This is a genomic window from Streptomyces nodosus (genome assembly GCF_008704995.1).
GTDB classification, from domain to species: domain Bacteria; phylum Actinomycetota; class Actinomycetes; order Streptomycetales; family Streptomycetaceae; genus Streptomyces; species Streptomyces nodosus.
Genome location: NZ_CP023747.1, coordinates 982,404 through 1,006,481, shown reverse-complemented (window position 1 = coordinate 1,006,481; position 24,078 = coordinate 982,404). Strand labels below are relative to the sequence as shown.

The following is a 24,078-nucleotide window of genomic DNA, read 5'->3' as shown; positions in this document are numbered from 1 at the left end:
GAGTCCCTTCTGAATCGTTCCACCTCAGGCGCCCCAGCCGGACTGCCGGCCGCCGGTCCGCTCCTCGGTGATCTTCATGGCCCAGCCGGAGCGCCGATAGGCCGCGACCGGGTCGGGATCGAGGCCGAGCTCTTCGCGGACCTCGGCGAGGAGGGGGCGCACATCGGTGTTGTAGGCGTCCATCAGCACCGCGTTGGCGTCGAGTACGTCCCCGGACCGCTGCGCCGCGGCCAGGGCGTCCCGGTCGACGAGCAGCGCCTTGGCCGTCGCCTCCTGCACATTCATCACGGAGCGGATGATCGCCGGGATCTTGGCCTCGATGTTGTGGCACTGGTCGAGCATGAACGCGACACCCGGGCCGAACCCGCCGCCGCGCACCACCTCGAACATGATCCGGAAGAGCTGGAAGGGGTCCGCGGCACCGGCCATGAGGTCGTCGTCGGCGTAGAAGCGGGAGTTGAAGTCGAAGCCGCCCAGCTTTCCCTCCCGCAGCAGGGTGGCCACGATGAACTCGATGTTGGTGCCCGGCGCATGATGTCCGGTGTCCACGACGACCTGCGCCTTCTCACCGAGCCTGAGGCAGTGTGCGTAGGCCGTCCCCCAGTCCGGGACGTCGGTCGTGTAGAAGGACGGTTCGAAGAGCTTGTACTCCAGCAGCATGCGCTGCCCGTCGCCGAGCCGTGCGCAGACCTCGCTCAGGGCCTCGGCCAGCCGGTCCTGGCGGGCCCGGATGTCGTCCTGGCCGGGGTAGTTGGTGCCGTCGGCGAACCACAGCTTCAGATCGCGCGAGCCGGTCGCGTCCATGATGTCGACGCACTCGAGCAGATGACCCACCGCCTTGCGCCGCACCGCCGGGTCCGGATGGCAGACGCTGCCGAGCCGGTAGTCGTCGTCCTGGAAGGTGTTGGAGTTGATCGTGCCCAGCCGCAGCCCGCGCTCCTGCGCGTACGCGGCCAGCGACGCGTAGTCGTCCACCCGGTCCCACGGTATGTGCAGCGCCACGGTCGGCGCCGCACCCGTGAACTCGTGCACCTGGGCGGCGTCGTCCAGTTTCTCGCGCGGACTGCGCGGGACACCCGCCTGGGTGAACACCTTGAACCGGGTGCCCGAGTTCCCGTACGCCCATGACGGCGTCTCGACGGACTGGGTCCTGAGCGCGGCCTTCACCGCGGCGAGGTCGGTCACTCGGGGCTCCTGCGGGGTCAGTGGTACGGCGGATTTCATGAAACGATTCAGAACGCGAAGCTAAAAGCCTCATCGGCGGCTGTCAACCCCTCCGGAGTCGCGAAAGCCCCCTGGATTCCCGCCCGTTCAGGCGCGATCGCCGACCGCCGGAACTTTTTCGATGCGGCCCCATTGACTCGGCCTGACGGGCACGCCTACCGTCCCGGCAACCCGTTTGAAACCTTTCACGCCACCGTGAGCACCACCCGCCGGTGTCGTCGAGGAGCCCCCATGACCCACCCGTCCGACACGGGTCCCGCCCCGGTGCTGGCGCTCAGGGACGTCTCCAAGTCCTTCGGCGCGGTGCGGGCCCTGAGGAATGTGTCCCTGGAACTGTCACCCGGAGAGGTGCACGCCCTCGCCGGGGAGAACGGCGCGGGCAAGTCGACCCTCATCAAGACGCTCGCCGGTGTGCACCGCCCGGACTCCGGCCGGCTGCTGCTCGACGGCGAGCCGACCGTCTTCCACGGCCCGGCCGACGCCCGCGCCGCCGGTATCGCCGTGATCTACCAGGAGCCGACCCTCTTCCCCGATCTGTCGATCGCCGAGAACATCTTCATGGGCCGCCGGCCCCGGCGCTCCCTCGGCCGGGTCGACCACCGGGCCACCCACGCGGCGACCGTCGACCTGATGCGGCGCCTCGGCGTCGAACTGGACCCGGAGCGCCCGGCGCGCGGCCTGTCCATCGCCGACCAGCAGATAGTGGAGATCGCCAAGGCGCTCTCCTTCGACGCCCGTGTCCTGATCATGGACGAGCCGACCGCGGCACTCACCGGCAGCGAGGTGGACCGGCTCTTCGGCGTCGTCCGCACCCTGCGCGACCAGGGCGCCGCGGTGCTGTTCATCTCCCACCGGCTGGAGGAGATCTTCCGGATCTGCCGGCGCGTCACCACGCTGCGCGACGGCGCCCGGATCTCCACCGAACCACTGGACCGGATCACCGAGGACGATCTCGTACGGCGCATGGTGGGACGGGACCTCGACGAGCTCTATCCGGAACGGGACGCCGAACCGGGGCGGGTCGCCCTGAGCGTGCGGCGGCTGACCCGCGAGGGTGTCTTCACCGATGTGTCCTTCGAGGTGCGGCGCGGGGAGATCGTCGGTCTCGCCGGTCTCGTCGGCGCCGGCCGTACGGAGGTGGCGCGGGCCGTGTTCGGCGTCGACCGCTGGGACGCGGGCGAGGTCCGGGTCGACGGCAGGCCCCTCACCAACGGCGCGCCCTCCACCGCGATGGCCGCCGGGCTCGCCCTGGTGCCCGAGGACCGGCGCGCCCAGGGGCTGGTGATGGGCCATTCCATCGAGCGGAACATCGGCCTGACCGGGCTGCGGACGACCGTCCGGGCCGGACTGATGGACCGCCGGGCCGAACGCAGCCGCTCCCTCGACTGGGCGGTCAGGCTCCGGGTCAAGTACGCCCGGATCGCCGACGCCGTGTCCACCCTGTCCGGCGGCAACCAGCAGAAGGTCGTCCTCGCCAAGTGGCTGGCCACCGGCCCCAAGGTGCTGATCGTCGACGAGCCCACCCGCGGCATCGACGTCGGCACCAAGGCCGAGGTGCACCGGCTGCTCGGCGAACTCGCCGCCGACGGTGTGGCGATACTGATGATCTCCTCCGATCTGCCCGAGATCCTCGGCATGGCCGACCGGGTCCTGGTGATGCACGAGGGCCGGCTCACCGCCGAGATCCCGCGCTCCGAGGCCACCGAGGAGACGGTGCTGGCCGCCGCCACCGGGAGGGCCGCCGCATGACGGTGACCGCGCCCCACCCCGCCCCCGCCGCGGACGTGCCCAGGTCCAGCGGCACCCGGCTGGTCGAACGCGTCGTCCGGATGCGTGAACTCGCCATCCTGGCCGTCTTCCTGGTGATGATCGCCGTCACCTGGCTGGGCAACAACGCGTTCCTGTCCGAGCAGGGCATCAAGGACCTGCTTCTGAACGCGACGATCCTGGTGCTGGTCGCCACCGGCCAGTCCCTGGTCGTGATCACCGGGAACGTCGATCTGTCGGTCGGCTCCACCCTCGGCATCAGCGCCTTCGCGGCCGGAACCTTTCTGCACGGCGGCGGTGACGCGTTCCTGGCGGTGGTGCTGGCGATCCTGCTCGGCGTGGGCCTCGGCCTGCTGAACGGGCTGCTGGTCAGCCTCGGCCAGGTTCCCGCGCTCGTCGTCACCCTCGGCACGCTCTACATCATCCGCGGCATCGACTCCATCTGGGTCGGCGCCCGCCAGATCACGGCGTCCGATCTCCCCGCGGGATTCGTCGACTTCGGCTCCGGCGGGATCTCGGCGATCCCCTGGCCGGCCCTCGTCGCCCTGGCCGTCCTGGTGGTGACCGCGTACTACCTCAAGCACTACGCCGGCGGACGCGAGCTGTACGCGCTCGGCTCCCACCCGGAGGCCGCGCGGCTGGCCGGTATCCCCGTACGCAGAAGGATCCTGACCGCGTACGTCTGCTGCGGTGGACTCGCCGGGCTCGCGGGAGCGCTCTATCTGGCCCGCTTCGGCAATGTCGACTCCGGCACCGGCAGCGGCTATGAACTCACCGTCGTCAGCGCGGTCGTGGTCGGCGGGGTGGTCTTCACCGGGGGCTCCGGCAGTGTCTACGGCGCGGCCCTGGGCGCACTCCTGCTGACCTCCGTCAACAGTGTGCTGCCCGCCCTCGGGGTCAGTTCCGTCTGGGTGCTCGCCGTCAACGGAGTGCTGCTGCTGCTCGCCATCGCCGTCGACCGGGTGGTCGGGCTGCGCGTGGCCTCCGCCCTGAAGAGGAGGAACGCCCGCCGTGCCTGACCCGTTGAGCCGCGCGATCCGCTGGGACACCGTCGTCGGCGCGCTGCTGCTCGTCCTTCTGCTGCTGTCGTTCTCCTTCGTGGACGGCTTCGGCAATGCGCTCAATCTGTCGTTCCTGATCGGCAACACCCTGCCGATCGCGATGATCGCGCTGCCCATGACCCTGCTGGTGGTGGCGGGTGAGATCGACCTCTCCGTGGCCTCCACCGCGGGCCTGTCGGGCGCCGTGCTGGGCAGGCTGTGGAACGAGGGCATGGCGATCGAGACGATCATTCCGCTGTGTCTGCTGCTCGGGGTGGTGTGCGGGCTGGTCAACGGCCTGCTGGTGACCCGCCTCGGACTGCCCTCCCTCGCCGTCACCATCGGCACCCTGGCCGCCTACCGGGGCATCGCACAGATCGTCCTCGGCGCGGACGCGGTGACCGACTTCCCCGCCCAGTACCTCGACTTCGCGGCCGGACGCATCGGGAACACCTTTCTCCCCCGGGCGTTCGTGCCCTATCTGGTGCTGCTCGCCATCGCCGTGCTCGTGCTGCACGCCACCCCGTTCGGCCGGTCGCTGTTCGCGGTCGGCGCCGGGGAGGAGGCCGCGCGGTTCGCGGGGATCCGGGTCAAGCGGGCCCGGCTGCTGCTGTTCACCGCCACCGGCTTCATGGCCGCGCTCACCGGGGTCTTCTGGGCCCTGCACTACGCCAGCGCCCGCTACGACAACGCCACCGGGCTCGAACTCTCCGTCGTGGCCGCCGTGTTGCTCGGCGGCGTCGACTTCGACGGCGGCCGGGGAACCCTCGGCGGGGCCGTCGCCGGGGTGTTCCTGCTGGGCGCGCTGGGGAATGTGATGAGCCTGCTCAGCGTCTCCGCACAGTCGCAGATCGTCGTGACCGGTGTCCTGCTGGTCGTCTCCGTGCTCGGCCCCCGGGTCGCGCGCCGGATCTCCGTCGCGAGGGCGGGCCGCCGGGCCGCCTCGACGCCGGCCCCGTCACTCGCCTCCCCCTCGTAAAGGACGTTCCCCGTGCGCAAGTCATCGCTCCGCCGTGCCTGCGCGGCCGTCGCCGCCGTCGCCTCCCTCTCGCTGGCCGCCACCGCCTGCGGCGGCACCACCAAGAACGACGTCGAGGAATCGGGCGGCGGCGCGACCGCCCCGACGGGCCGGGCCGACCCCCACGCACCCCTGAAGAAGGGGCTGACCGTCGGCTTCCTGCCCAAACAGGTCAACAACCCCTACTTCACCTCCGCCGACAAGGGCGGCCAGAAGGCGCTGACCGAACTGGGCTCCGCCTACAAGGAGGTGGGGCCGAACAGCGCCACCGACACCAGCGGCCAGGTGAGTTACGTCAACACGCTCACCCAGCAGCAGGTCGACGCGATGGCCGTCTCCGCGCAGGACCCGGGTGCCCTGTGCACCGCGCTCAAGCAGGCCATGAGCAACGGCATCAAGGTCGTCACCTATGACTCCGACACCAAACCCGAGTGCCGTAACGCCTTCGTCTCCCAGGCCGGTGCCGAGGACCTGGGCCGCACCGAGGTGCAACTGCTCGCCGAACAGATCGGCTACAAGGGCGAGATCGCGATCCTCTCCGCCGCGCAGACCGCGACCAACCAGAACACCTGGATCGGCTATATGAAGGACGAGCTCAAGGACCCCAAGTACAAGAACGTCAAGCTCGTCAAGGTCGCCTACGGCAACGACGACGCCCAGCAGTCCTTCCAGCAGACCCAGGGCCTGCTCCAGCAGTACCCGGACCTCAAGGGGATCATCGCCCCGACCACCGTCGGCATCAAGGCCGCGGCGCAGTATCTCTCCGGCTCCCGGTACAAGGGCAAGGTGAAGCTGACCGGTCTCGGCACCCCGAACGACATGCGCCGGTACATCAAGAACGGCACCGTGGACGCCTTCGAGCTGTGGGACCCGGCCAGGCTCGGCGAACTGGCCGCCCGCACCGCCGTCGCCCTGGCCTCCGGGCAGATCACCGGCAAGGCGGGGGAGACCTTCGAGGCCGGCGCCATGGGGACGTTCACGCTCGGCGAGGACGGCGTGATCAGCCTCGGCAAGCCGACCGTCTTCGACGCCGGGAACATCGACCGGTTCGATTTCTGACCCGGTCGCCGCCTCCCGTGCGGCCCGTCCGCCGTCGGTGAGGTCCGGCGGTACGACGCCCCCGGCGCCCGGTGCCGTCGACCGTGCGCCGCCGCGCGAGTGGGCAGGTCACGCGGGAGGCGGCGGTAATGTGAAGGCCTGCCCGCCGCCCCTCGTTCTGCTGGAGGTCCCCGCCCGATGGCTCAGTCGGTGGGTATCAAGGACGTCGCCCGTGCCGCCGGAGTCTCCGTGGGCACGGTCTCGAACGTCATCAACCGCCCCGACACGGTCGCGTCCGAGACCCGGGCCCGGGTGCTCTCCGCGATCGACCGCCTGGGCTATGTCCGCAGCGAGTCGGCGCGGCAGCTGCGGGCCGGGCGCAGCCGGATCATGGGGCTGCTCGTCCTCGACATGGGCAACCCGTTCTTCGTGGACGTGGCCCGGGGCGCCGAACGGGCCGCCCGCGCGGCCGGGCTCGGCGTCATGGTCTGCAACAGTGCGCAGAGCCCCGCCGAGGAGGCCGAGTACCTCGCGCTCTTCGCCGAGCAGCGGGTGCGCGGGGTGCTGCTCAGCCCCGCCGACGCGACCGGCCGCAACATCGAGGCGTTCCGCCGTCACGGCATCCCGTTCGTGCTGGTGGACCGGGTCGCCGAGGGGACGACCGAGTGCTCGGTCTCGGTCGACGACGTCGCGGGCGGCGCCCTGGCCGTACGGCATCTCGTCGACGCCGGGCACCGCTCCCTCGCGTATGTCAGCGGACCGCCGGGACTCCACCAGGTCCGGGACCGGCGCACCGGCGCCCTGAACGCGCTGGCCGAGGCCGGACTCGGCCCCGAGGCACTGCGTGAGCTGCCGACCGAGCGGCTCGATGTGGCCGCGGGCCGGGACGCCGGGGCCCGTCTGCTCGGGCTCGCCGACCGCCCCACCGCCGTGTTCTGCGTCAACGACCTGCTGGCGCTCGGTGTGCTGCAGGCCATGTACGCGGCCGGGGTGAGCGTCCCCGACGACCTCGCCATCGTGGGCTACGACGACATCGAGTTCGCCGCCGCGGCCGCCGTGCCGCTCACCTCCGTACGGCAGCCCGCCGTCACCCTGGGCGCGCTCGCCGCGGAGCTGCTGCTGGAGGAGACCGGGGCGGAGGCGGGGCAGCGGCGCCATGAGCACCGGAGGGTGGTGCTCCAGCCGGAGCTGGTGGTGCGCCGCTCCAGTCTGGCGCCCCGCTGAGCCGCGCCCGGGCGGACCCGGGCGGACCCGGGATCCCCGGTGGCCGGTCCCGGTCCCCGGTCTCCCGGGAGGGTGTGCTCAACTGGGACGCGGCCTGGAATCCGTCCACTCGGGAGCACCGTTGAGTCTCAGCTACCGCCAGCCCGGCATCGTCCTCACCGACCGTCGTTTTGTCGTACCCCTCGACCATGACGACCCGGACGGGGAGACGATCGAGCTGTATGCGCGGGAGGTCGTCGCGGGTGACCGGGCGGACGCCGAACTGCCCTGGCTGCTCTACCTCCAGGGCGGCCCCGGCTTCGGGGCGAATCGTTTCGTCGGGAAGCAGGCCTGGCTCGGCCGCGCCCTTCAGGACCATCGGGTCCTGCTCCTGGACCAGCGCGGCACCGGGGCCTCCACCCCCGCCAACCGGCAGACGCTCCCGCTGCGCGGCGGCCCCCGTGAGCAGGCCGACTATCTGACGCACTTCCGCGCGGACTCCATCGTCCGCGACTGCGAGGCCATCCGGCCGAGGGTCACCGGAGGGGCCCCGTGGACGGTCCTCGGGCAGAGCTTCGGCGGTTTCTGCACCGTCAACTACCTCTCCACCGCCCCCGAGGGCCTGAGTGCCGCCGTGATCACCGGAGGGCTGCCCTCCCTCGACGCCCACGCGGACGACGTCTACCGGGCCGCCTATCCGCGCATCGAACGCAAGGTCGCCGCCCACTACGCCCGCTATCCGCAGGACGTGGAGCGCGCCCGGCGGATCGCCGAACACCTGCTCCAGCACGAGCCGGTCCTCAGCGGCGGTCACCGGCTCACCGTCGAGGCCTTCCAGTCCCTCGGCATCCTGCTGGGCAGCGGCGACGGCAGCCACCGCCTGCACTACCTGCTCGAGGACGCCTTCGTCCGCACCCCGGGGGGCCTCGCGCTCTCCGACGCCTTCCAGGAGCAGGTCCAGGCGCTGCTCTCGTACGCGGGCCACCCCCTGTACGCGCTGGTCCACGAGGCCATCTACGGCCAGGACGACCGTCCCACCGCCTGGTCGGCGGAGCGGATGCGGGCCGAGTTCCCGCAGTTCGACGCCGCCAAGGCGCTGGCGGGCGACGGACCGGTGCTGTTCACGGGCGAGTCCGTGCACCCCTGGATGTTCGACACCGATCCGGCGCTGCGCCCGCTGCGCGAGACCGCGCAACTGCTCGCCGAGCGCACCGACTGGACGCCGCTGTACGACACCGCCCGGCTGGCCGCCAACGAGGTTCCGGCGGCCGCGGCGATCTACCACGACGACATGTATGTCGACACCGCCCACGCCCTGCGGACGGCTCGCTCGATCCGTGGTCTGCGCACCTGGGTCACGAACGAGTTCGAACACGACGGTGTGCGGGTGGGCGGCCCCCGGGTCCTGGACCGCCTGCTGGCGCTGATCCGGGACGAGGCCTGATTCCGGGCGACCCCCAGCCCTCGGCCACGAGGGCGCCCCGCCGTACGACCGCTTCCGGGTGGTGCCGCATCACCCGGACGCGGCCGCATGGTTGGATCGGTCGCGGACGTATACGGACGGCCGTGCGAAACGGGGACCGATGGACGACGAGAAGCAACTGGCCGAACGCTTCCAGGCGCACCGCGGCCATCTCCGGGCCGTCGCCTATCGGATGCTCGGCTCGCTGAGTGAGGCCGAGGACGCCGTCCAGGAGGCCTGGCTGAGGCTGAGCCGTTCCGATGTGAGCGAGGTGGAGAATCTCGGCGGCTGGCTCACCACCGTCGTCGGCCGTATCTGTCTCGATCTGCTCCGTTCCCGCGGGGCGCGCCGCGAGGAACCCCTGACGGACACCTTTGTGCCCGACCCCGTCGTCACCCCGCTGGACCGGGTCGACCCCGAACAGCAGGCGCTGTTCGGCGACTCGGTCGGGCTGGCCCTGATGGTGGTGCTGGAGACGCTGGGGCCCGCCGAACGACTGGCCTTTGTGCTGCACGACCTGTTCGCCGTGCCCTTCGACGACATCGCACCCGTCGTGGGGTGCACCTCCGTCGCCACCCGCCGGCTCGCCAGCCGGGCCCGCCGCCGGGTGCAGGACGCCGAGCCCGCGGCCGATCCGGACCCGGGGCGCCGGCGCGAGGTGCTGGAGGCGTTCCTCGCGGCCTCGCGCGGCGGAGACTTCGACGCCCTGGTCGCCGTGCTCGATCCGGAGGTGGTGCTGCGGGCCGACGCCGGTGCTCTGGCCACCGGGATGGCGGCGTCCAAGGTGCTGCGCGGCGCGAAGTCCGTGGCGGAGGGGGCGTTCATGTTCCGGGGGACCTCCCGGTATGCCCGGCTCGTCCTGGTCAACGGTGAGATCGGGCTGGTCACGGCGCCCGAGGGGCGGCCGGTGTCGGTCATGGCCGTCACCGTCGCCGACGGCAGGATCACCCGTATATACATCCTGTCCGACCCGGAACGCCTGGAGCGGCTGGACCTTGCCGGGACGGGCCTCTGAGGTGAACGTCATGCACACGTCCCCGCCGCCCGCCGACCCCTCCGGGCTCCGCGCCGACTGCGCCCGCTGCTTCGCCCTGTGCTGTGTCGCGCTGCCCTTCGCTTGCTCGGCGGACTTCGCCGTCGACAAGGACGCCGGTACGCCCTGCCGCAACCTCAGGGACGACCTCCGCTGCGGCATCCATGCCGAGCTGCGGCCCCGTGGGTTCTCCGGCTGCACGGTCTATGACTGCTTCGGCGCGGGACAGAAGGTCTCGCAGATCACCTTCGGCGGACAGGACTGGCGGTCGGTCGGCCGGGAGCACGCCCGGCGGATGTTCGACGTGTTCCCCGTGATGCGTCAACTGCACGAACTGCTCCGGTATCTGGCCGAGGCGCTCGCCCTGCCCGCGGCCCGTCCGGTGCACGCCGACCTCCGCCGCATGCTGGAGACCACCGAGCGGCTCACTCTGGGGACCCCGGAGGAACTCGGGCGGCTGGACGTGGGGGCCCACCGGCAGGAGGTCGACGTCCTGCTGCTGCGCACCAGTGAGCTGGCGCACGCCGGTGCCGGGCGCGGGCGGAAGGACCGCCGGGGCGCGGATCTGATCGGTGCCCGGCTGCGGAAGGCCGACCTCCGCGGGGCGAGTCTGCGCGGCGCCCGCCTGATAGCCGCCGACCTCACGGGCGCCGACCTCAGGGGCGCGGATCTGATCGGCGCCGATCTGCGGGACGCGGACCTCACCGACGCCGATCTGACCGGCGCCCTCTTTCTGACCCAGCCCCAGGTCGACGCGGCACGGGGCGGCGCGGGCACCAGGCTTCCGCACTCGGTCACGCGGCCCGCCCACTGGACGGCGTGCGCCTGACACCGCGCCGCCGGCGGATCCGGCGCGGCGGTGGACGCGTTCGTTCCGGATTCCCTGACCTGGTTGGCGTGCGTCGCGATCTCCGGTAAGTTAGGCAAGCCTTACCTAAGGAGGTTGGAATGGCCGACCGACACGCCTGGATGGCCGCGCCCGCGGCGGCGGAGCGCGCCCGGACCCTGGTGGCCGTCGCCTGGTCCTGTGCGGTGACCACCGACGGTGGCCGGGAGGAGCTCGTCGGCGCGCACTCCGTCGCCCCGGACGGCCGGGTGCTGCTGCGCCCGCCCGAGGACAGTGTGCTGTTCTCCGCCGCGATCTGCGCACCGCGCGGCGAGGCCTCCGCGGTGCTGGAGTTCGCCGATGTCGCGCCCGTCCCCGTACGGTCCCGGATCCGTGCCCGGCTCTGGCTGGCCGGGTCGTTCCTGCCCGACGAGGACCATCTGGTGTTCCGGCCGAGCCGACTCGCCCTGCGCCGGTCGCGCCAGGTCGTCTCGATCGACGCCGAGGAGTACGCGGCCGCCGGGCCCGACCCGCTCGCCGGGGCCGAGGCGCGGCTGCTCACCCATCTCGCCGACGCCCACCCGGAGGCCGTCGAGCGGCTCACCCGCCTTGTCGACCCCCGCAGTCTGCACGGTGCCGTCCGTGTCAAGCCGCTCGCCGTCGACCGTCACGGACTGACGCTGCGCGTCGAGCGGGTCCGCGACCACGGCGATGTGCGCCTGGCGTTCCATGAGCCCGCCGATGATGTCGCCGGGCTGACCGAGCGCATGCAGGTGCTGCTCGCCCACGCCGCCCGGACCTCCTGTGCCCGCCCGCTACAGCGGCAGCGCACAGACGGCGACGGGTGAGGCGAACGGCTCGCCGGCCGACCGCAGTTCGCCGCTGCCGTGGTCGACATGGAAGACGCTGACCGTGGACGACCGCTGGTTCGCCGTGAACAGCAGCCCGCCGTCGGGGGAGAGCGCCAGATGGCGGGGGAAGTCCCCGCCCACCGGCACACTGCCGAGCAGTCGCAGGCGGGCGCCTCGGGCCTCGATCCCGTAGCGGGTCACGGTGTTGTGACCGCGGTTGGCGAGATACGCGTACGCCCCGTCCCTGGTCACCGCGAACTGAGCGGGGTAGTTGGTGCCTCTGCCCCCGCCCGTGGACTGCGGTTCGCCCAGGGTCAGGCGCCCGCTCGCCGGGTCGTAGGCGCAGACGACGGCCGTGTTGTCGAGCTCGTTGGCCAGATAGGCGAAACGGCCGCCCGGGTGGAAGGTGAGATGCCTCGGTCCCGCGCCCGGCCGGGTGCGCGCCCGGGAGACCTCGGTGAGCGTCCCCCGGGACTGGTCGAGCCGGTAGGTGTAGACGGTGTCGGTGCCCAGATCGACCGCGATCACATGCCTGCCGTCGGGCGCGGTGAGGAACTGGTGGGCGTGCGGCCCCTGCTGGCCCGGTCCGGGCGGCGGGCTGGAATGGGTGACGAGGGCGGTGCGCTCACCGAGCGCACCGGAGGCCTTGATGGGATGCACGGCCACACTGCCCGAGGCGAAGTTGGCGCTGAGCAGCCAGCGCCCGCTGGGATGCACCGACACATGGCAGGGGCCCGCCCCGCCCGTGCTGCGACTGCCGAGGATCTCGTGCCCGGGCAGGCGCACGGCCGTCACCGTGCCGTCCTGCCGCTCGTCCACGGCGTAGAGGGTGCGCCCGTTCGGGTGAACCGCCAGATACGACGGATCGGGCACCCCGGTCAGTGTCCCCTTGCCGCTGATCCTGCCGGTCCTCGGGTCGTAGGCCGCCAGGCCGATGCCCCGTCCGCCGCCCCGCATCGAGGTGTAGGTGCCGATGTAGAGCGGCCGGGGACCGGCGGGCCGGCTCGGCGGGGACGACACCGGAGCCTCCCGGGGCGCGGTCGGTGCGCTCCGGGACGTGACGGGCGCCGGGATCGCCGCGACCGCGGTGACGGCCGTGGCGGCGCCGAGGAAACGGCGTCTGCTCCAGCGGTCGCCCAGCGAACCCCGTGCCGGTTTCGCGTCTGTGTCCATGCCCGTACCTCGGAAATCGACGACCTCAGCTATGACAGTCACCATGGCGCGGATCGACCGCCGAGTGCAAGGTGAGCAATACCCGTTGCGTGGGGTGCAACGGGGGTGACTGTCAGTCGCCGACCAGGGCGGGCTTGCCCGGTGCGTCCCGCCGTGGAGCAGCAGTCGAACCGGGGAGGTCCCGCCGCCGTGCGCCCGTCGTCATCGCGACGGTCGTCATCGGAAACGACGCCGGGGAGCCGGACGGTTCCGGCCGCCCGGGAGCAGAGCGCGCAGCCGGGCCGCCCGTCCGTCGCGCACCAGGTCCCGCAGTCTGGCCAGGCGCGGGTTGCGCTCGCGCTCCTCCCGGGTGCCGCGGTCCAGCTCCTCCAGCAGCCGGCGAGCGCGGTGCTCCGTGTCCAGCTCGTCCAGGATGCGGTTGACCTCGGTGAGGACCGCGCCGTGGAAGTGCCACCACCGTGCGTCCCGCCGGGCGTCCTCGAGAAGCAGTCCGGCCAGCTTGTCGCGGGTCGCGCCCGCCGTGGTCAGCTGCTCGGCGAGCCGGGCCTCGGCGGACTCGGCGTTGCTGCTGACCTCGGTGGTGACGAGCACCGCGAAGCTCACCACCGCGTCACCGATCTCGGACAGCAGCCGCTCCAGCGTCGCCCCCGTCTCGGGTTCGAACAGCGGCTCGGGGTCCCGCTCCTTCGCGAGGTCGGCGACGGTGCGTGCGATCACCCGCAGCACGACCGTGACGATCTCCAGCGTGTCCAGTCCGGTGCGCAGCACGATGCGGTGCAGCAGGCCCTCACGGACCCGGGGGTTGAGCTTCAGACTGTCCTCGGCCTGCCGCAGGGCCGCGTCCACCAGGACGATCTCATGGTCGAGCCGGCGCGCCTCATACAGGTTCACGGTCGCCCGGGTGGCGGCACCGCGGCCCGCGGTCTCCTCGGCGACCCGCAGCATCAACTGCCGTATCCGACGGGCCAGCCCCTCGATGGACTCCCCGGCGGCGCTCACCCACACCGGGGGAGCGAAGACGAAGTTGGTGCCCAGGCCCACCGCCGCGCCGATCAGGGTCTCCACCACCCGCGCCCAGGCCGTGCTGCCCACCTGGGTCACCCCGAGCACCAGCATGGCGCTGATCGCCACCTCGGGCACGAACTCGCTGACCCGTACGAGATGACCGACGGCCAGTGAGGCCAGGATGATCAGGGCGAGGCTCCACCAGGTCAGACCCACCAGGATGCTGAAGCCGATGGCGATGACGACGCCGGTCACCACGGCGTTCACCCGGCGCACGCTCGTGGTGAGCGTCGCATAGAGCGTCACCTGGACCACGAGCAGCGCCGTCAGGGGGGCCGTGAGCGGGGCCGGTTCGGGGCTGAGGTGCAGCGCGACCACATAGGCGATGGTCGCGGCCCCCGTCGAACGCACCGCCTGGACGACCTCGGGCTCCTGGCGCCACTTCGCGATCCGGGAGACGCCCCCCGTCCACGCAGCATGAACATCTCGCATCCCAGGGGGCCTTCCCGTTCCACGTGGGCGACGAACGTATGCAGGAACGTATCCGAGGAACGGGTTTCCCGGACAGGGGGGAGCGCATGTCCCCTGACCTGGGTGGGGAGGTCAGACGAACAGGGTGTCGAGGAAGGAGGAGAGATTGCCCACCGTCCGGGCGATCTGCTCCTCGGTGGTGAGGCTCTCCTCGAAGCGGCCCCCGGCCTCGGACACCTTCTTCCCGCGTACATAGAGGGAGCACGCCAGGTCGGTGCACATATAGACGCCCACCGAGTTTCCCTCGCGTCCCGCGGCCCCCGCCTTGCGGGCCGTCATCAGGGAGACGCCGCTGCCGGGGTGGGTGGTCAGGCACAGTGAGCACATGCTCCGGTGCAGAAAGCCGCGCTGCGAGGAGGGAAAGCGCAGGGTGACCCCGATCAGCCGGCCGGCGTGCTCGGTGACCAGATAGCTGCGATCGGGTGCCCCGGGGTCGCGCCAGCCGAGGAAGTCCAGGTCGCCCCAGGGGCGTTCATCGAGGTCACGTGGTATCGACAGGCGTTTGGCCTCGCCCTTCGAGCAGTTGATGAACGAGGCGCGGATGTCCTGCTCGCTGAGTGGTCTCATGAGGATCCTTCTGGGCGCTTATCAACCTAGGTGCCCTAGGTTTCCAGCTAAGGTATCCAGCTCCCAGGGGATACGCCAATGAATTTCCGGCACCCGCACGCACGGATGCGAGGTGCGCTAGTCGCTCTCGGACGGCTTGCCCGCCCGGGCCTGGATCTCCGCCTCGACGTCGCTGCGGGTCCGGTCGTGCTCCTTGGCGTACTCGGTGATCTCCAGTTGGAGGTCGCGGTCGAGGTCGCGCCAGGCGCGGACGGCGGTCTCGTACAGATCGCTCTGCTGCCTGGTCCACGAGGCGAGGGTGGGAGGGCCGTAGCGCTCGCGCAGTTCGGCGGCCTGCGCCTCCGCCTCGTTCGCCGCGCGCTGCATCTCCACGAGTTCCTCAAACGTCGTCGCCACGGCCCCGGATATTAGGCGGGCTCACCGGGGGCCCGGTTCCGCGACCCGCACGGCGGACCCCGAGATCGACCGGTCGGCCCTGAAGGCGGTCGTTCGAGGTGCGGACCCTGGTGCCCGGAGCCGCCGAAACGGGCGAACGGGGCGTACGGTGACCCCGCTCGAAGCCCCCGTGCGGACCACATCGCGCACCCGCCCGGGCCCTTGCGTCCTCATGTCTTAAATTAGGGTCTGATTTAAGAGTGGGAGGAACCGCGCGTTCGGTGGTGGCGCAGCGGTATTGTGCAGGTCAAGCAGGTTCGGAGGGAGCCACATGGCGGGGCGGAACGGGCGCACGGTGCGTGATCTGCGCCGGGCCAATCGAGCCGAGGTGCTGCGACGGCTCTATTTCGACGGCCCGATGAGCCGCTTCGAGCTGGGTCCGGCGACCGGTCTGAGCTCCGGCTCGATCAGCAATGTGGTCGCCGAACTGGTCGCGGAGGGCCTGGTCGAGGAGGCGGGCAGCGTGGACTCCGACGGCGGCCGCCCGCGCACCCTGCTCCGGGTCGCGCCCACCAGCGGACACATGATCGGCGTCGATGTCGGCGAGACCCGGGTGCGCGTCGAACTGTTCGACCTGACCCTCACGGAACTCGCCCGTACCGAACGCCCGCTCGAACATCAGCGGTACGACGTCGAGGTCGTCGTCGGCCATATCCGTGACGGCATCGCGGAGGTCCTGGCCACGGCGGACATCTCACCCGAACGGCTCCTCGGCGTCGGTATCGGCGTGCCCGGCATCGTCGCCCGTACCCCCGACCGGGGCGCCGTGGTGCACGGGCAGACGATCGGCTGGGACGCCGTCCCGGTCGAGTCCCTGCTCCGGGCCACCTGCCGGCTCCCCGAATCCGTGCCGTTCTTCATCGACAACGGGGCCAAGACCCTCGGCCAGGCCGAGATGTGGTTCGGCGCCGGACGTGGCGCCCACAACGCGGTCGTGGTCCTCTTCGGCTCCGGCGTCGGCGCCTGCCTGGTCACCGAGGAGGTCGGCAGCGGCCGGGCCGTGGAGTGGGGCCATCTGACCGTCCGGGTCAGGGGGCGCCGTTGCCGCTGCGGCGCGCTCGGCTGCCTGGAGGCGTACGCGGGCGCGGAGGCCCTCCTCGGCCGCTGGCGCGAGCAGGGTGGACGGCCGCCGAGGGACGCCGACGAGGAGACCGCGCTGACCGCCCTGCTGGCCGCCGCCTATCCGCCCGAGGGCGCCGAGGCCGACCCGGTGGCGCAGGCCGTGGTGGAGGAGACCGCCGAGTATCTGGGCGCGGGGCTGTCCGACCTGATCAACCTGTTCCAGCCCGAGCGGATCCTGATCGGCGGCTGGGCGGGCCTCCAGCTCGGCTCCCGGTTCCTGTCCGTGGTGCGCCGGTACGCGACCTCGTACGCGCTGCGCTATCCGGCCGACCGGGTCTCGATCGACCTCGGCAGGCTCGGCCCGGACGCCGTCACGGTCGGCGCCGCGATCCTGCCGCTCGCCGACTTCTTCGCCCGCGGCGGCCGTCGCGCGGAGCCCGTGAGCGAGGGGCAGCCCCCGGCCTGGCGCACGGCCCTGGAGGAACGCACCCCACGCTGACGGGCGATGTCCCGCGTGACAGGGCGCGGACCCTGACATGGACGAGGGCCGACCTCGCGGGGCCTGGCCCTCGTCCATGGGTCGGGCCCCGGCCCGGCTTCCGGGCCTCGGCTGGTCGTGCGCCCGGCGCGGGGACGACGTGCCCCCGCCGCCCGGCCGATCTCCCCGGGGGCTGGCTCTCACCCCATGTGTGGGGCGCCCGCCCGGCTTCCGGGCCTCGGCTGGTCGTGCGCCCGGCGTGGGGACGACGTGCTGGCTCTCACCCCATGTGTCGGGCGCCCGCTCGGCTTCCGGGCCTCGACTGGTCGTGCGCCCGGCGCCCGGGGATGCCGCGCGCCACCGCCCCGCCGAGCCGCGGTACCCGTGGCCCTCGTACGGCGTGCCCGGAAGCGCGTGCCCCGATGGCGCCGCCGTCGGCAGGCGCTCGGACGCCGTACGACCGGCCCGGCCCGTGGGCCTCGACGCCGCAGCGCCCAGGCGGGGTCGCCCCACGGGCGAGGGCGGGGCCCGGGCGGCGGCCCGGGGTTTCGCGTAAGTCCGTCGCGGTACTCGCGGCCTCGCTCACCGGGGTCCGCGTTGCGCTCGCGGGACCTCTGGCCCTGACGAACAATGGAGGACGCCGTGACCCACCACCGGCACCGGCAGCGCGGCGGGAAGGCCGGCCCGATCCCGCGGGACATGCCGGACCAGCAGGCCCGCACGGGTCAAGACCCATGGGACGCCCGTCGGCACACCGGGGACGAAGCCGCCACGGACGTCCCCGACACGGACGAGGCGGGCACGGGCAGAAAGGGCGCCCCCCGGTCGGGCGCGGTCCACCCCGAACACCCCGTACCGGACGAGCCCCCCGCCTGACCCGTACAGGAGGCCCCATGTCCCTGGCAGACCGGCTGCGCCGCTGGCCCGTCCACCGCCAGCTCACCGGAGACGACCCCACCGGCCGGGGGAACGCGGTGAAGTCCTCCGCCACCGAACGCCTCAGGCCGCGCACGGACACCGCCGAACGGGTGGTGTCCTCCATCTGCCCGTACTGCGCGGTCGGTTGCGGCCAGCAGGTGTATGTGAAGGACGACAAGGTCGTCCAGATCGAGGGCGACCCCGCCTCCCCGATCAGCCGTGGCCGGCTCTGCCCCAAGGGCGCCGCCAGCCTTCAGCTCACCACCGGACCGGCCCGCCGCCACCAGGTCCTCCACCGGCGCCCGTACGCCACCGACTGGGAGCCCCTGGACCTGGAGACCGCGATGGACATGGTCGCCGAACGGGTGATCCGCACCCGCCGGGAGACCTGGCAGTGGGAGCAGGAGGGCGTCCGCACGGTGCGCACCATGGGCATCGCCAGCCTGGGCGGCGCGACCCTGGACAACGAGGAGAACTACCTCATCAAGAAGCTGCTGACCGGCCTCGGCGTGGTCCAGGTGGAGAACCAGGCCCGGGTCTGCCACAGCTCCACGGTCGCCGGCCTCGGCACCTCCTTCGGCCGCGGCGGCGCCACCACCTTCATGCAGGACCTCCAGCACTCCGACTGCATCGTCATCCAGGGCTCCAACTACGCCGAATGCCATCCGGTCGGCTTCCAGTGGGTGATGGAGGCCAAGCTGCGCGGCGCCACCGTCATCCATGTCGACCCCCGTTACACCCGCACCAGCGCGCTCGCCGACCTGCACGTCCCGATCCGCGTGGGCAGCGACATCGTCTTCCTCGGCGGGATCATCAACCATGTCCTCACCGAGGAGAAGGACTTCCGCGAGTACGTCCTCCACTACACCAACGCGGCCACCCTGGTCGGCGAGGACTTCCGCGACACCGAGGACCTCGACGGCGTCTTCTCCGGGCTCCACCAGGACACCCGGCACTACGACCCGTGCAGCTGGCAGTACGAGGGTGTGGAGGTGCGGCAGCCCCTGGGCGACGTCGACCAGCAGTACGAGGAGAGCCTGCACCGCACCGCCGGCTCCGAGGCGTACGGCTCCGGCGGCGCCCGCACCGGCCAGCACGCGCCCGCCGACCCCACGCTGCGCCACCCCCGCTGCGTCTACCAGGTCCTCAAACGCCACTTCGCCCGCTACACCCCCGAAGCGGTCGAGGAGATCTGCGGTGTCCCGAAGGAGACGTTCCTGCGGGTGTGCGCGGAACTGACCGCCAACTCGGGCCGCGACAGGACCAGCTCGTTCGTCTACGCGGTCGGCTGGACCCAGCACTCGACCGGCTCGCAGTTCATCCGCGCCGCGAGCATCCTCCAACTGCTGCTCGGCAACATCGGGCGCCCGGGCGGCGGCATCCAGGCGCTGCGCGGACACGCCTCCATCCAGGGCTCCAGCGACATCCCGACCCTCTTCAACCTGCTGCCCGGTTATCTGCCGATGCCGCACGCCCACGCCCATCTGAGCCTCGACGACTGGGTGGAGGCCACCCGCACCGAGAAGGGCTACTGGGCGGACGCACGGGCGTACTTCGTCAGCCTGCTGAAGGCCTACTACGGCGACGCGGCCACCCCCGAGAACGACTTCTGCTTCGACCACCTGCCACGACTGACCGGGTCCCACGGCCACTACGACACGGTGATGGCCCAACTGGACGGCGTCTGCAAGGGCTACTTCCTGATGGGCGAGAACCCTGCCGTCGGATCCGCCAACACCCGGCTGCAACGCCTCGGCATGGCCCGGCTCGACTGGCTGGTGGTACGGGACTTCTCCCTGATCGAGTCCGCCACCTGGTGGAAGGACGGACCGGAGATCGAGAGCGGCGAACTGCGCACCGAGGACATCGCCACCGAGGTGTTCTTCTTCCCCGCCGCCGCGCACACCGAGAAGTCCGGCTCCTTCACCAACACCAACCGCTGGGTGCAGTGGCGCCACCAGGCCGTCGAACCGGAGGGCGAGGCACGCAGCGACCTGTGGTTCATGTACCACCTGGGCCGCCGCATCAAGGAGGCGCTGGCCGGCTCCGCCGACCCCATGGACCGGCCGTTCCTCGATCTGACCTGGGACTACCCGCTCAGCGGACCGCTGCGGGAACCCGTCGCGGACTCCGTGCTCGCCGAGATCAACGGCCACGGTCCGAACGGCGCCCCGCTCAGCGGACACACGGAGCTGAAGGACGACGGTTCCACCGACTGCGGCTGCTGGATCTACTGCGGCGTCTACGCGGACGGCGTCAACCAGGCGGCCCGCAAGAAGCCGCACACCGAACAGGACTGGGTGGCCGCCGAATGGGCCTGGGCCTGGCCCGACAACCGCCGCATCCTCTACAACCGTGCCTCCGCGGCCCCCGACGGCACCCCGTGGAGCGAGCGCAAGAAGTACCTCTGGTGGGACCCGGAGGCCGGCAGGTGGACCGGCTACGACCGCCCCGACTTCGTACCGGACCGCGCCCCCGACCATGTGCCCGACGGCGACGCGACCGGACCCGACGCGCTGCGCGGCGACGACCCGTTCGTCATGCAGGCGGACGGCAAGGGCTGGCTGTACGCGCCCGCCGGCCTGGAGGACGGGCCGCTGCCCACGCACTACGAACCCCAGGACTCCCCGCTCCCCAACGCCCTCTACCCGGAGGTCCCGCGCAACCCGGTACGGCGGCTGCTGCCCCGCGAGGGCAACCTCTACCACCCCAGCGGCGACGAGAAGGGCGCCGAGGTGTTCCCGTACGTCGTCACCACCTACCGGCTCACCGAGCACTTCACGGCCGGTGGCATGAGCCGCTGGTCGGAGTATCTGTCCGAACTCCAGCCGGAGTTCTTCTGCGAGGTCTCGCCCGCGCTGGCCCGCGAACGGGGCCTGGAGCACGGCGGCTGGGCCACCATCGTCACCGCCCGCAACGCGGTGGAGGCACGGGTGCTGGTCACGGACCGGATCCGGCCCCTGACGGTACAGGGCCGCACCGTCCATCAGATCGGACTGCCCTTCCACTGGGGCCCCAACGGCCTCTCCACCGGTGACGCCGCCAATGAACTGGTGCACATCGCCCTCGACCCCAACGCCCATATCCAGGAGGACAAGGCGCTCACCGCCGACATCCGCCCCGGGCGCCGGCCCCGAGGCCCGGACCTGCCGAGGCTGGTCGCCGAGTACCGCAGGCGCGCGGGGATCACCGACACCACCGGGACGGAGGTCACGACATGAGCGAGGAGCGGGTCGGATTCTTCACCGACACCTCCGTCTGCATCGGCTGCAAGGCGTGCGAGGTGGCCTGCAAGGAGTGGAACGCGATCCCCGAGGACGGGCTGGAGCTGACCGGGATGTCGTACGACAACACCCGGGCGCTCGGCGCCTCCACCTGGCGGCATGTCGCCTTCGTCGAGCAGCCGCGGCCGGACGGACGCACCCGGCTCCCGTTGGCGGACGGGCAGCAGGCGGCCGAGGAGCCCGCCCCGGACGGCGGGGAGGTGCGCTGGCTGATGTCCTCCGACGTGTGCAAGCACTGCACCCATGCCGCCTGCCTGGACGTCTGCCCGACGGGCTCGCTGTTCCGCACCGAGTTCGGCACCGTCGTCGTCCAGCAGGACATCTGCAACGGCTGCGGCTACTGCGTGCCGGCCTGCCCGTACGGCGTCATCGAGCAACGCCCGGCCGACGGACGGGCCTTCAAATGCACCCTGTGCTACGACCGGCTCGGCACCGGACTGGAACCCGCGTGCGCCAAGGCCTGCCCCACCGAGTCCATCCAGTTCGGCCCCCTGGAGGAACTGCGCGAGCGGGCCGCGCTGCGCGTCGACGAACTGCACCGGGCCGGGGTCACCGACGCCCGGCTCTACGGCCACGACCCGGACAACGGGGTGGGCGGCGACGGCGCGTTCTTCCTCCTCCTGGACGAACCCGAGGTGTACGGGCTGCCTCCCGACCCCGTGGTCACCACCCGTGATCTGCCGGCGATGTGGCGGCACGCAGGAGCCGCGGCCGTCTCGCTGCTGGGCGGCATCGCGCTGACCTTCGTACTGGCCGGAAGGGAGCGACGATGACCAGCGCCGGGAGTTCGACGCCGAGGACACGCGGACGACGCGGGGACCGGCCCATGGTCCCGAAGGCCGAGTTCGAGTCGTACTACGGGCGGCCCGTCATCAAGGCGCCCTCCTGGGCCGCGACGGACATCGCCGGGTACTTCTTCCTCGGCGGGCTCGCCGGAGCGGGCTCGGTGTTCGCCGCGGGCGCCCATCTCACGGGCCGTCCGCGCACGGCCACCGCGCTGAAGGTCTCCTCGCTCGCCGCGGTCTCCCTGTCGGCCGCCGCGCTCGTCCACGACCTGGGCCGGCCGGGCCGGTTCGCCAACATGCTCAGGGTGCTCAAGCCGACCTCGCCGATGAGCGTCGGCTCCTGGCTGCTGTCGGCGTACGGACCGGCGGCGGGCGTGGCCGCGGCGAGCGCCGTCACCGGGAAGGCGCCCCGGATCGGCGCCCTCGGCACCGGGGCCGCCGCGCTGGTCGGCCCCGCCGTCGCCAGCTACACGGGGGTGCTGGCCGCGGACACCGCGGTGCCCGCCTGGCACGGGGTCCACCGCGAGCTGCCGTATCTGTTCGTGGCGTCCGCGACCGCCGCGGCGGCGGGCATGGCCCTGGTCACCGGCCCGACCGGGGAGAACCGTCCGGCCCGCTGCGCGGCCGGTCTCGCCGCGCTCGCCGACACCGCGGTCGCGGCCGCCGCCGAGCGGCGCCTCGGCATGGTCGCCGAGACCTGGCGGGAGGGAAGGCCGGGCACACTGCTGCGCACGGCCCGGGTCCTGACGGTGTCCGGCGCCGTGGGCGCGGCCGTACTCGGCCGTCACCGGGGCGCCGCGATCGCCTCCGGTCTCGCCCTGCTGGCAGGCTCGGCCTGCACCCGCTTCGGGGTGTTCGCGGCGGGGATCGCCTCGGCCGAGGACCCGAAGTACACCGTCGTACCCCAGCGCGAGACGAAGCGGACCTGACCGCAGCCCGGCACGACGCCACGGAAGCCTCGCGGGCGCCCGGCGGACTGGCCGGGCGGCCAGGGCGTGTTTCGAGAGCGGCGTCGTTCGCCCGGAGGGCGCGTCCCGCGGCGTCGTGGGGGCACCGCCCGCGCATGGGGGTCCCCCGCTCGAGCGAAGTCGAGCGTGGGGGAGTGGCCGAGCGTGGGGGAGCGTGCGATCGCGAGGCGGAGGGCCGTCCTCGTACCGGGTGTACGTGGGCGATCCCGACAACGCGGCGAGCGTGCCTGGGGGCACCCCCAGCGGTAGCTGGGGGAGCGTCGCGGGGCGGACGGCACCTTCGAAACACGCCCCAGTGCCGACGTACCGTCCCTGCCGAGCCCGGCCGCCCGTCCCCGGGCCTCCTCAGGCACGGGACCGGGTACCACGGTCCTTTCCCGTCACACGCGCCGGTGGCGTCCGCTCGCGGGTCCAGGCCAGCAGTTCGTCCGCGGTCCAGGTGGTGATCACACGGTCCGGGGGCACCCCGCACTCCTCGGCCCGGGCGCAGCCGTTGATCCCCCAGTCCAGCTGGCCCGGAGCGTGCGCATCGGTGTCGATCGAGAACAGCACCCCCGCCCCGACCGCCCGCCGCAGCAGCCGCCGGGGCGGGTCCAGCCGTTCGGGCCGGCTGTTGATCTCCACGGCCGTACCGGACTCGGCGCACGCGGCGAACACCGCGTCCGCGTCGAACTCCGACTCCGGGCGACCACGCCCGGTGAGCAGCCGTCCCGTGCAGTGGCCCAGCACATCGGCCAGCGGATTGCGGACGGCGGCGACCATGCGCCGGGTCATGGACCGTGCGTCCATGCGCAGCTTGGAGTGGACCGACACCACCACGACGTCCAGCCGGTCCAGCAGCTCCGGCTCCTGGTCCAGCGAGCCGTCGTCCAGGATGTCGCACTCGATGCCGGTGAGCAGCCGGAACGGGGCCCATCGGGCGTTCAGCGCGGCGACCGCCTCCAGCTGCTCGCGCAGCCGGTCGGCGGAGAGCCCACGGGCGACGGTGAGCCGGGGCGAGTGGTCGGTGAGCGCCGCCCACTCGTGCCCGAGCCGCGCCGCCGTCCTGCCCATCTCCTCGATCGGGCTGCCGCCGTCCGACCAGTCGGAGTGCAGATGGCAGTCGCCGCGCAGCAGGGCCCTCAGCGCCTCTCCGCCCCGCACCGTCGAGGACTCGGCCTCCCGCTCCAGATTCTCCAGATAGTCCGGGGTGCGCCCGGCCAGCGCCTCCCGCACCACCTCGGCCGTCCTGGGACCGATGCCCTTGAGGGACTGCAGCGTCCCGTCGGCCGCGCGCTCGCCGATCTCCCGAGGAGGCAGCGAGGACAGTACGGCGGCCGCGGTGCGGAAGGCCCGTACGCGATAGGTCGGGGCCCCGGCCCGTTCCAGCAGGAACGCGATCCGGTCCAGCGCTGCGAGGGGCTCCATGGG

General features: G+C 72.2%; 20 protein-coding genes. 14 read left to right on the top strand and 6 right to left on the bottom strand.

All coding sequences use genetic code 11. From position 1 onward, the window contains the following. Positions 1 to 24: 24 nt before the first annotated feature. Positions 25 to 1,185 (bottom strand): L-rhamnose isomerase, encoded by a 1,161-nt coding sequence (gene rhaI / locus CP978_RS04485; RefSeq protein ID WP_043437699.1) that lies wholly within the window; start codon positions 1,183 to 1,185, stop codon positions 25 to 27. A gap of 270 nt (positions 1,186 to 1,455) precedes the next feature. Here rhaI and CP978_RS04480 point away from each other — a divergent pair, with 270 nt between their 5' ends. From CP978_RS04480 to CP978_RS04440, 9 genes are all read left to right on the top strand, one after another. After that, complete coding sequence (locus CP978_RS04480; RefSeq protein WP_043437697.1) at positions 1,456 to 2,973, top strand: sugar ABC transporter ATP-binding protein; 1,518 nt, start codon at positions 1,456 to 1,458, stop codon at positions 2,971 to 2,973. After that, the gene (locus CP978_RS04475) at positions 2,970 to 4,010 is read left to right on the top strand and encodes an ABC transporter permease (RefSeq protein ID WP_043437696.1); all 1,041 of its coding nucleotides are present in this window, start codon (positions 2,970 to 2,972) and stop codon (positions 4,008 to 4,010) included. The genes CP978_RS04480 and CP978_RS04475 overlap by 4 nt, the downstream gene beginning before the upstream one ends. Then, complete coding sequence (locus CP978_RS04470; RefSeq protein ID WP_043437694.1) at positions 4,003 to 5,010, top strand: ABC transporter permease; 1,008 nt, start codon at positions 4,003 to 4,005, stop codon at positions 5,008 to 5,010. Before CP978_RS04475 ends, CP978_RS04470 begins: the two co-directional genes overlap by 8 nt. Before the next feature lie 12 nt (positions 5,011 to 5,022). Then, positions 5,023 to 6,108 (top strand): rhamnose ABC transporter substrate-binding protein, encoded by a 1,086-nt coding sequence (rhaS, locus tag CP978_RS04465; protein ID WP_043437691.1) that lies wholly within the window; start codon positions 5,023 to 5,025, stop codon positions 6,106 to 6,108. A 177-nt stretch (positions 6,109 to 6,285) separates the two neighbouring features. Further along, positions 6,286 to 7,311, top strand: coding sequence for a LacI family DNA-binding transcriptional regulator (locus CP978_RS04460; protein ID WP_043437688.1), 1,026 nt, complete (start codon positions 6,286 to 6,288; stop codon positions 7,309 to 7,311). Between the two features lie 121 nt (positions 7,312 to 7,432). Then, positions 7,433 to 8,734, top strand: a complete 1,302-nt coding sequence (locus CP978_RS04455) for an alpha/beta fold hydrolase (RefSeq protein WP_043437686.1) — start codon at positions 7,433 to 7,435, stop codon at positions 8,732 to 8,734. Between the two features lie 139 nt (positions 8,735 to 8,873). Next, positions 8,874 to 9,767 (top strand): RNA polymerase sigma factor SigJ, encoded by an 894-nt coding sequence (sigJ, locus tag CP978_RS04450; RefSeq protein WP_043437684.1) that lies wholly within the window; start codon positions 8,874 to 8,876, stop codon positions 9,765 to 9,767. A 10-nt stretch (positions 9,768 to 9,777) separates the two neighbouring features. Further along, a complete protein-coding gene (locus CP978_RS04445; protein ID WP_043448142.1) occupies positions 9,778 to 10,614 on the top strand; it encodes a pentapeptide repeat-containing protein in 837 nt (278 codons plus the stop codon). A 119-nt stretch (positions 10,615 to 10,733) separates the two neighbouring features. Next, complete coding sequence (locus CP978_RS04440; RefSeq protein ID WP_043437682.1) at positions 10,734 to 11,459, top strand: DUF2470 domain-containing protein; 726 nt, start codon at positions 10,734 to 10,736, stop codon at positions 11,457 to 11,459. Here CP978_RS04440 and CP978_RS04435 read toward each other — a convergent pair. From CP978_RS04435 to CP978_RS04420, 4 genes are all read right to left on the bottom strand, one after another. Further along, on the bottom strand, positions 11,427 to 12,635 hold the full coding sequence (locus CP978_RS04435; protein WP_079162003.1) for a lactonase family protein: 1,209 nt from the start codon (positions 12,633 to 12,635) through the stop codon (positions 11,427 to 11,429). The genes CP978_RS04440 and CP978_RS04435 overlap by 33 nt on opposite strands. A 216-nt stretch (positions 12,636 to 12,851) precedes the next feature. Continuing rightward, positions 12,852 to 14,132, bottom strand: coding sequence for an FUSC family protein (locus tag CP978_RS04430; RefSeq protein WP_043437681.1), 1,281 nt, complete (start codon positions 14,130 to 14,132; stop codon positions 12,852 to 12,854). Between the two features lie 111 nt (positions 14,133 to 14,243). Beyond that, on the bottom strand, positions 14,244 to 14,738 hold the full coding sequence (locus tag CP978_RS04425) for an FBP domain-containing protein (RefSeq protein WP_043437678.1): 495 nt from the start codon (positions 14,736 to 14,738) through the stop codon (positions 14,244 to 14,246). 117 nt (positions 14,739 to 14,855) lie between these two features. Then, positions 14,856 to 15,134, bottom strand: coding sequence for a hypothetical protein (locus tag CP978_RS04420; protein WP_043437676.1), 279 nt, complete (start codon positions 15,132 to 15,134; stop codon positions 14,856 to 14,858). 310 nt (positions 15,135 to 15,444) lie between these two features. Between CP978_RS04420 and CP978_RS04415 the strand changes: the two genes are divergently transcribed. From CP978_RS04415 to nrfD, 5 genes are all read left to right on the top strand, one after another. Next, entirely contained in the window at positions 15,445 to 16,734 is a 1,290-nt protein-coding gene (locus tag CP978_RS04415; RefSeq protein ID WP_043437674.1) for an ROK family transcriptional regulator, read from the top strand. A gap of 621 nt (positions 16,735 to 17,355) precedes the next feature. Beyond that, positions 17,356 to 17,589, top strand: a complete 234-nt coding sequence (locus CP978_RS04410; RefSeq protein ID WP_043448139.1) for a hypothetical protein — start codon at positions 17,356 to 17,358, stop codon at positions 17,587 to 17,589. Between the two features lie 17 nt (positions 17,590 to 17,606). Continuing rightward, positions 17,607 to 20,852 carry a formate dehydrogenase gene (fdh, locus tag CP978_RS04405; RefSeq protein WP_043437673.1) on the top strand — a complete coding sequence of 1,082 codons (3,246 nt, stop codon included), beginning with the start codon at positions 17,607 to 17,609 and terminating at the stop codon, positions 20,850 to 20,852. Beyond that, entirely contained in the window at positions 20,849 to 21,688 is an 840-nt protein-coding gene (locus CP978_RS04400) for a 4Fe-4S dicluster domain-containing protein (protein WP_052454015.1), read from the top strand. The genes fdh and CP978_RS04400 overlap by 4 nt, the downstream gene beginning before the upstream one ends. After that, complete coding sequence (gene nrfD / locus CP978_RS04395) at positions 21,685 to 22,629, top strand: NrfD/PsrC family molybdoenzyme membrane anchor subunit (protein WP_207312929.1); 945 nt, start codon at positions 21,685 to 21,687, stop codon at positions 22,627 to 22,629. The genes CP978_RS04400 and nrfD overlap by 4 nt, the downstream gene beginning before the upstream one ends. A gap of 384 nt (positions 22,630 to 23,013) precedes the next feature. Here nrfD and CP978_RS04390 read toward each other — a convergent pair whose 3' ends face one another. Continuing rightward, entirely contained in the window at positions 23,014 to 24,075 is a 1,062-nt protein-coding gene (locus CP978_RS04390) for a PHP domain-containing protein (RefSeq protein WP_043437669.1), read from the bottom strand. Positions 24,076 to 24,078 lie beyond the last annotated feature (3 nt).

What these genes read in the sequence shown, in the direction of transcription:
- CP978_RS04475 (WP_043437696.1), top strand. Translation starts at nt 2,970, where the DNA reads ATGACGGTGACCGCGCCCCACCCCGCCCCCGCCGCGGACGTGCCCAGG.
- CP978_RS04435 (WP_079162003.1), bottom strand. Translation starts at nt 12,635, where the DNA reads ATGGACACAGACGCGAAACCGGCACGGGGTTCGCTGGGCGACCGCTGG.
- nrfD (WP_207312929.1), top strand. Translation starts at nt 21,685, where the DNA reads ATGACCAGCGCCGGGAGTTCGACGCCGAGGACACGCGGACGACGCGGG.
- CP978_RS04430 (WP_043437681.1), bottom strand. Translation starts at nt 14,132, where the DNA reads ATGCGAGATGTTCATGCTGCGTGGACGGGGGGCGTCTCCCGGATCGCG.
- CP978_RS04445 (WP_043448142.1), top strand. Translation starts at nt 9,778, where the DNA reads ATGCACACGTCCCCGCCGCCCGCCGACCCCTCCGGGCTCCGCGCCGAC.
- CP978_RS04400 (WP_052454015.1), top strand. Translation starts at nt 20,849, where the DNA reads ATGAGCGAGGAGCGGGTCGGATTCTTCACCGACACCTCCGTCTGCATC.
- CP978_RS04415 (WP_043437674.1), top strand. Translation starts at nt 15,445, where the DNA reads ATGGCGGGGCGGAACGGGCGCACGGTGCGTGATCTGCGCCGGGCCAAT.
- CP978_RS04460 (WP_043437688.1), top strand. Translation starts at nt 6,286, where the DNA reads ATGGCTCAGTCGGTGGGTATCAAGGACGTCGCCCGTGCCGCCGGAGTC.
- fdh (WP_043437673.1), top strand. Translation starts at nt 17,607, where the DNA reads ATGTCCCTGGCAGACCGGCTGCGCCGCTGGCCCGTCCACCGCCAGCTC.
- CP978_RS04425 (WP_043437678.1), bottom strand. Translation starts at nt 14,738, where the DNA reads ATGAGACCACTCAGCGAGCAGGACATCCGCGCCTCGTTCATCAACTGC.
- CP978_RS04390 (WP_043437669.1), bottom strand. Translation starts at nt 24,075, where the DNA reads ATGGAGCCCCTCGCAGCGCTGGACCGGATCGCGTTCCTGCTGGAACGG.
- CP978_RS04440 (WP_043437682.1), top strand. Translation starts at nt 10,734, where the DNA reads ATGGCCGACCGACACGCCTGGATGGCCGCGCCCGCGGCGGCGGAGCGC.
- CP978_RS04480 (WP_043437697.1), top strand. Translation starts at nt 1,456, where the DNA reads ATGACCCACCCGTCCGACACGGGTCCCGCCCCGGTGCTGGCGCTCAGG.
- sigJ (WP_043437684.1), top strand. Translation starts at nt 8,874, where the DNA reads ATGGACGACGAGAAGCAACTGGCCGAACGCTTCCAGGCGCACCGCGGC.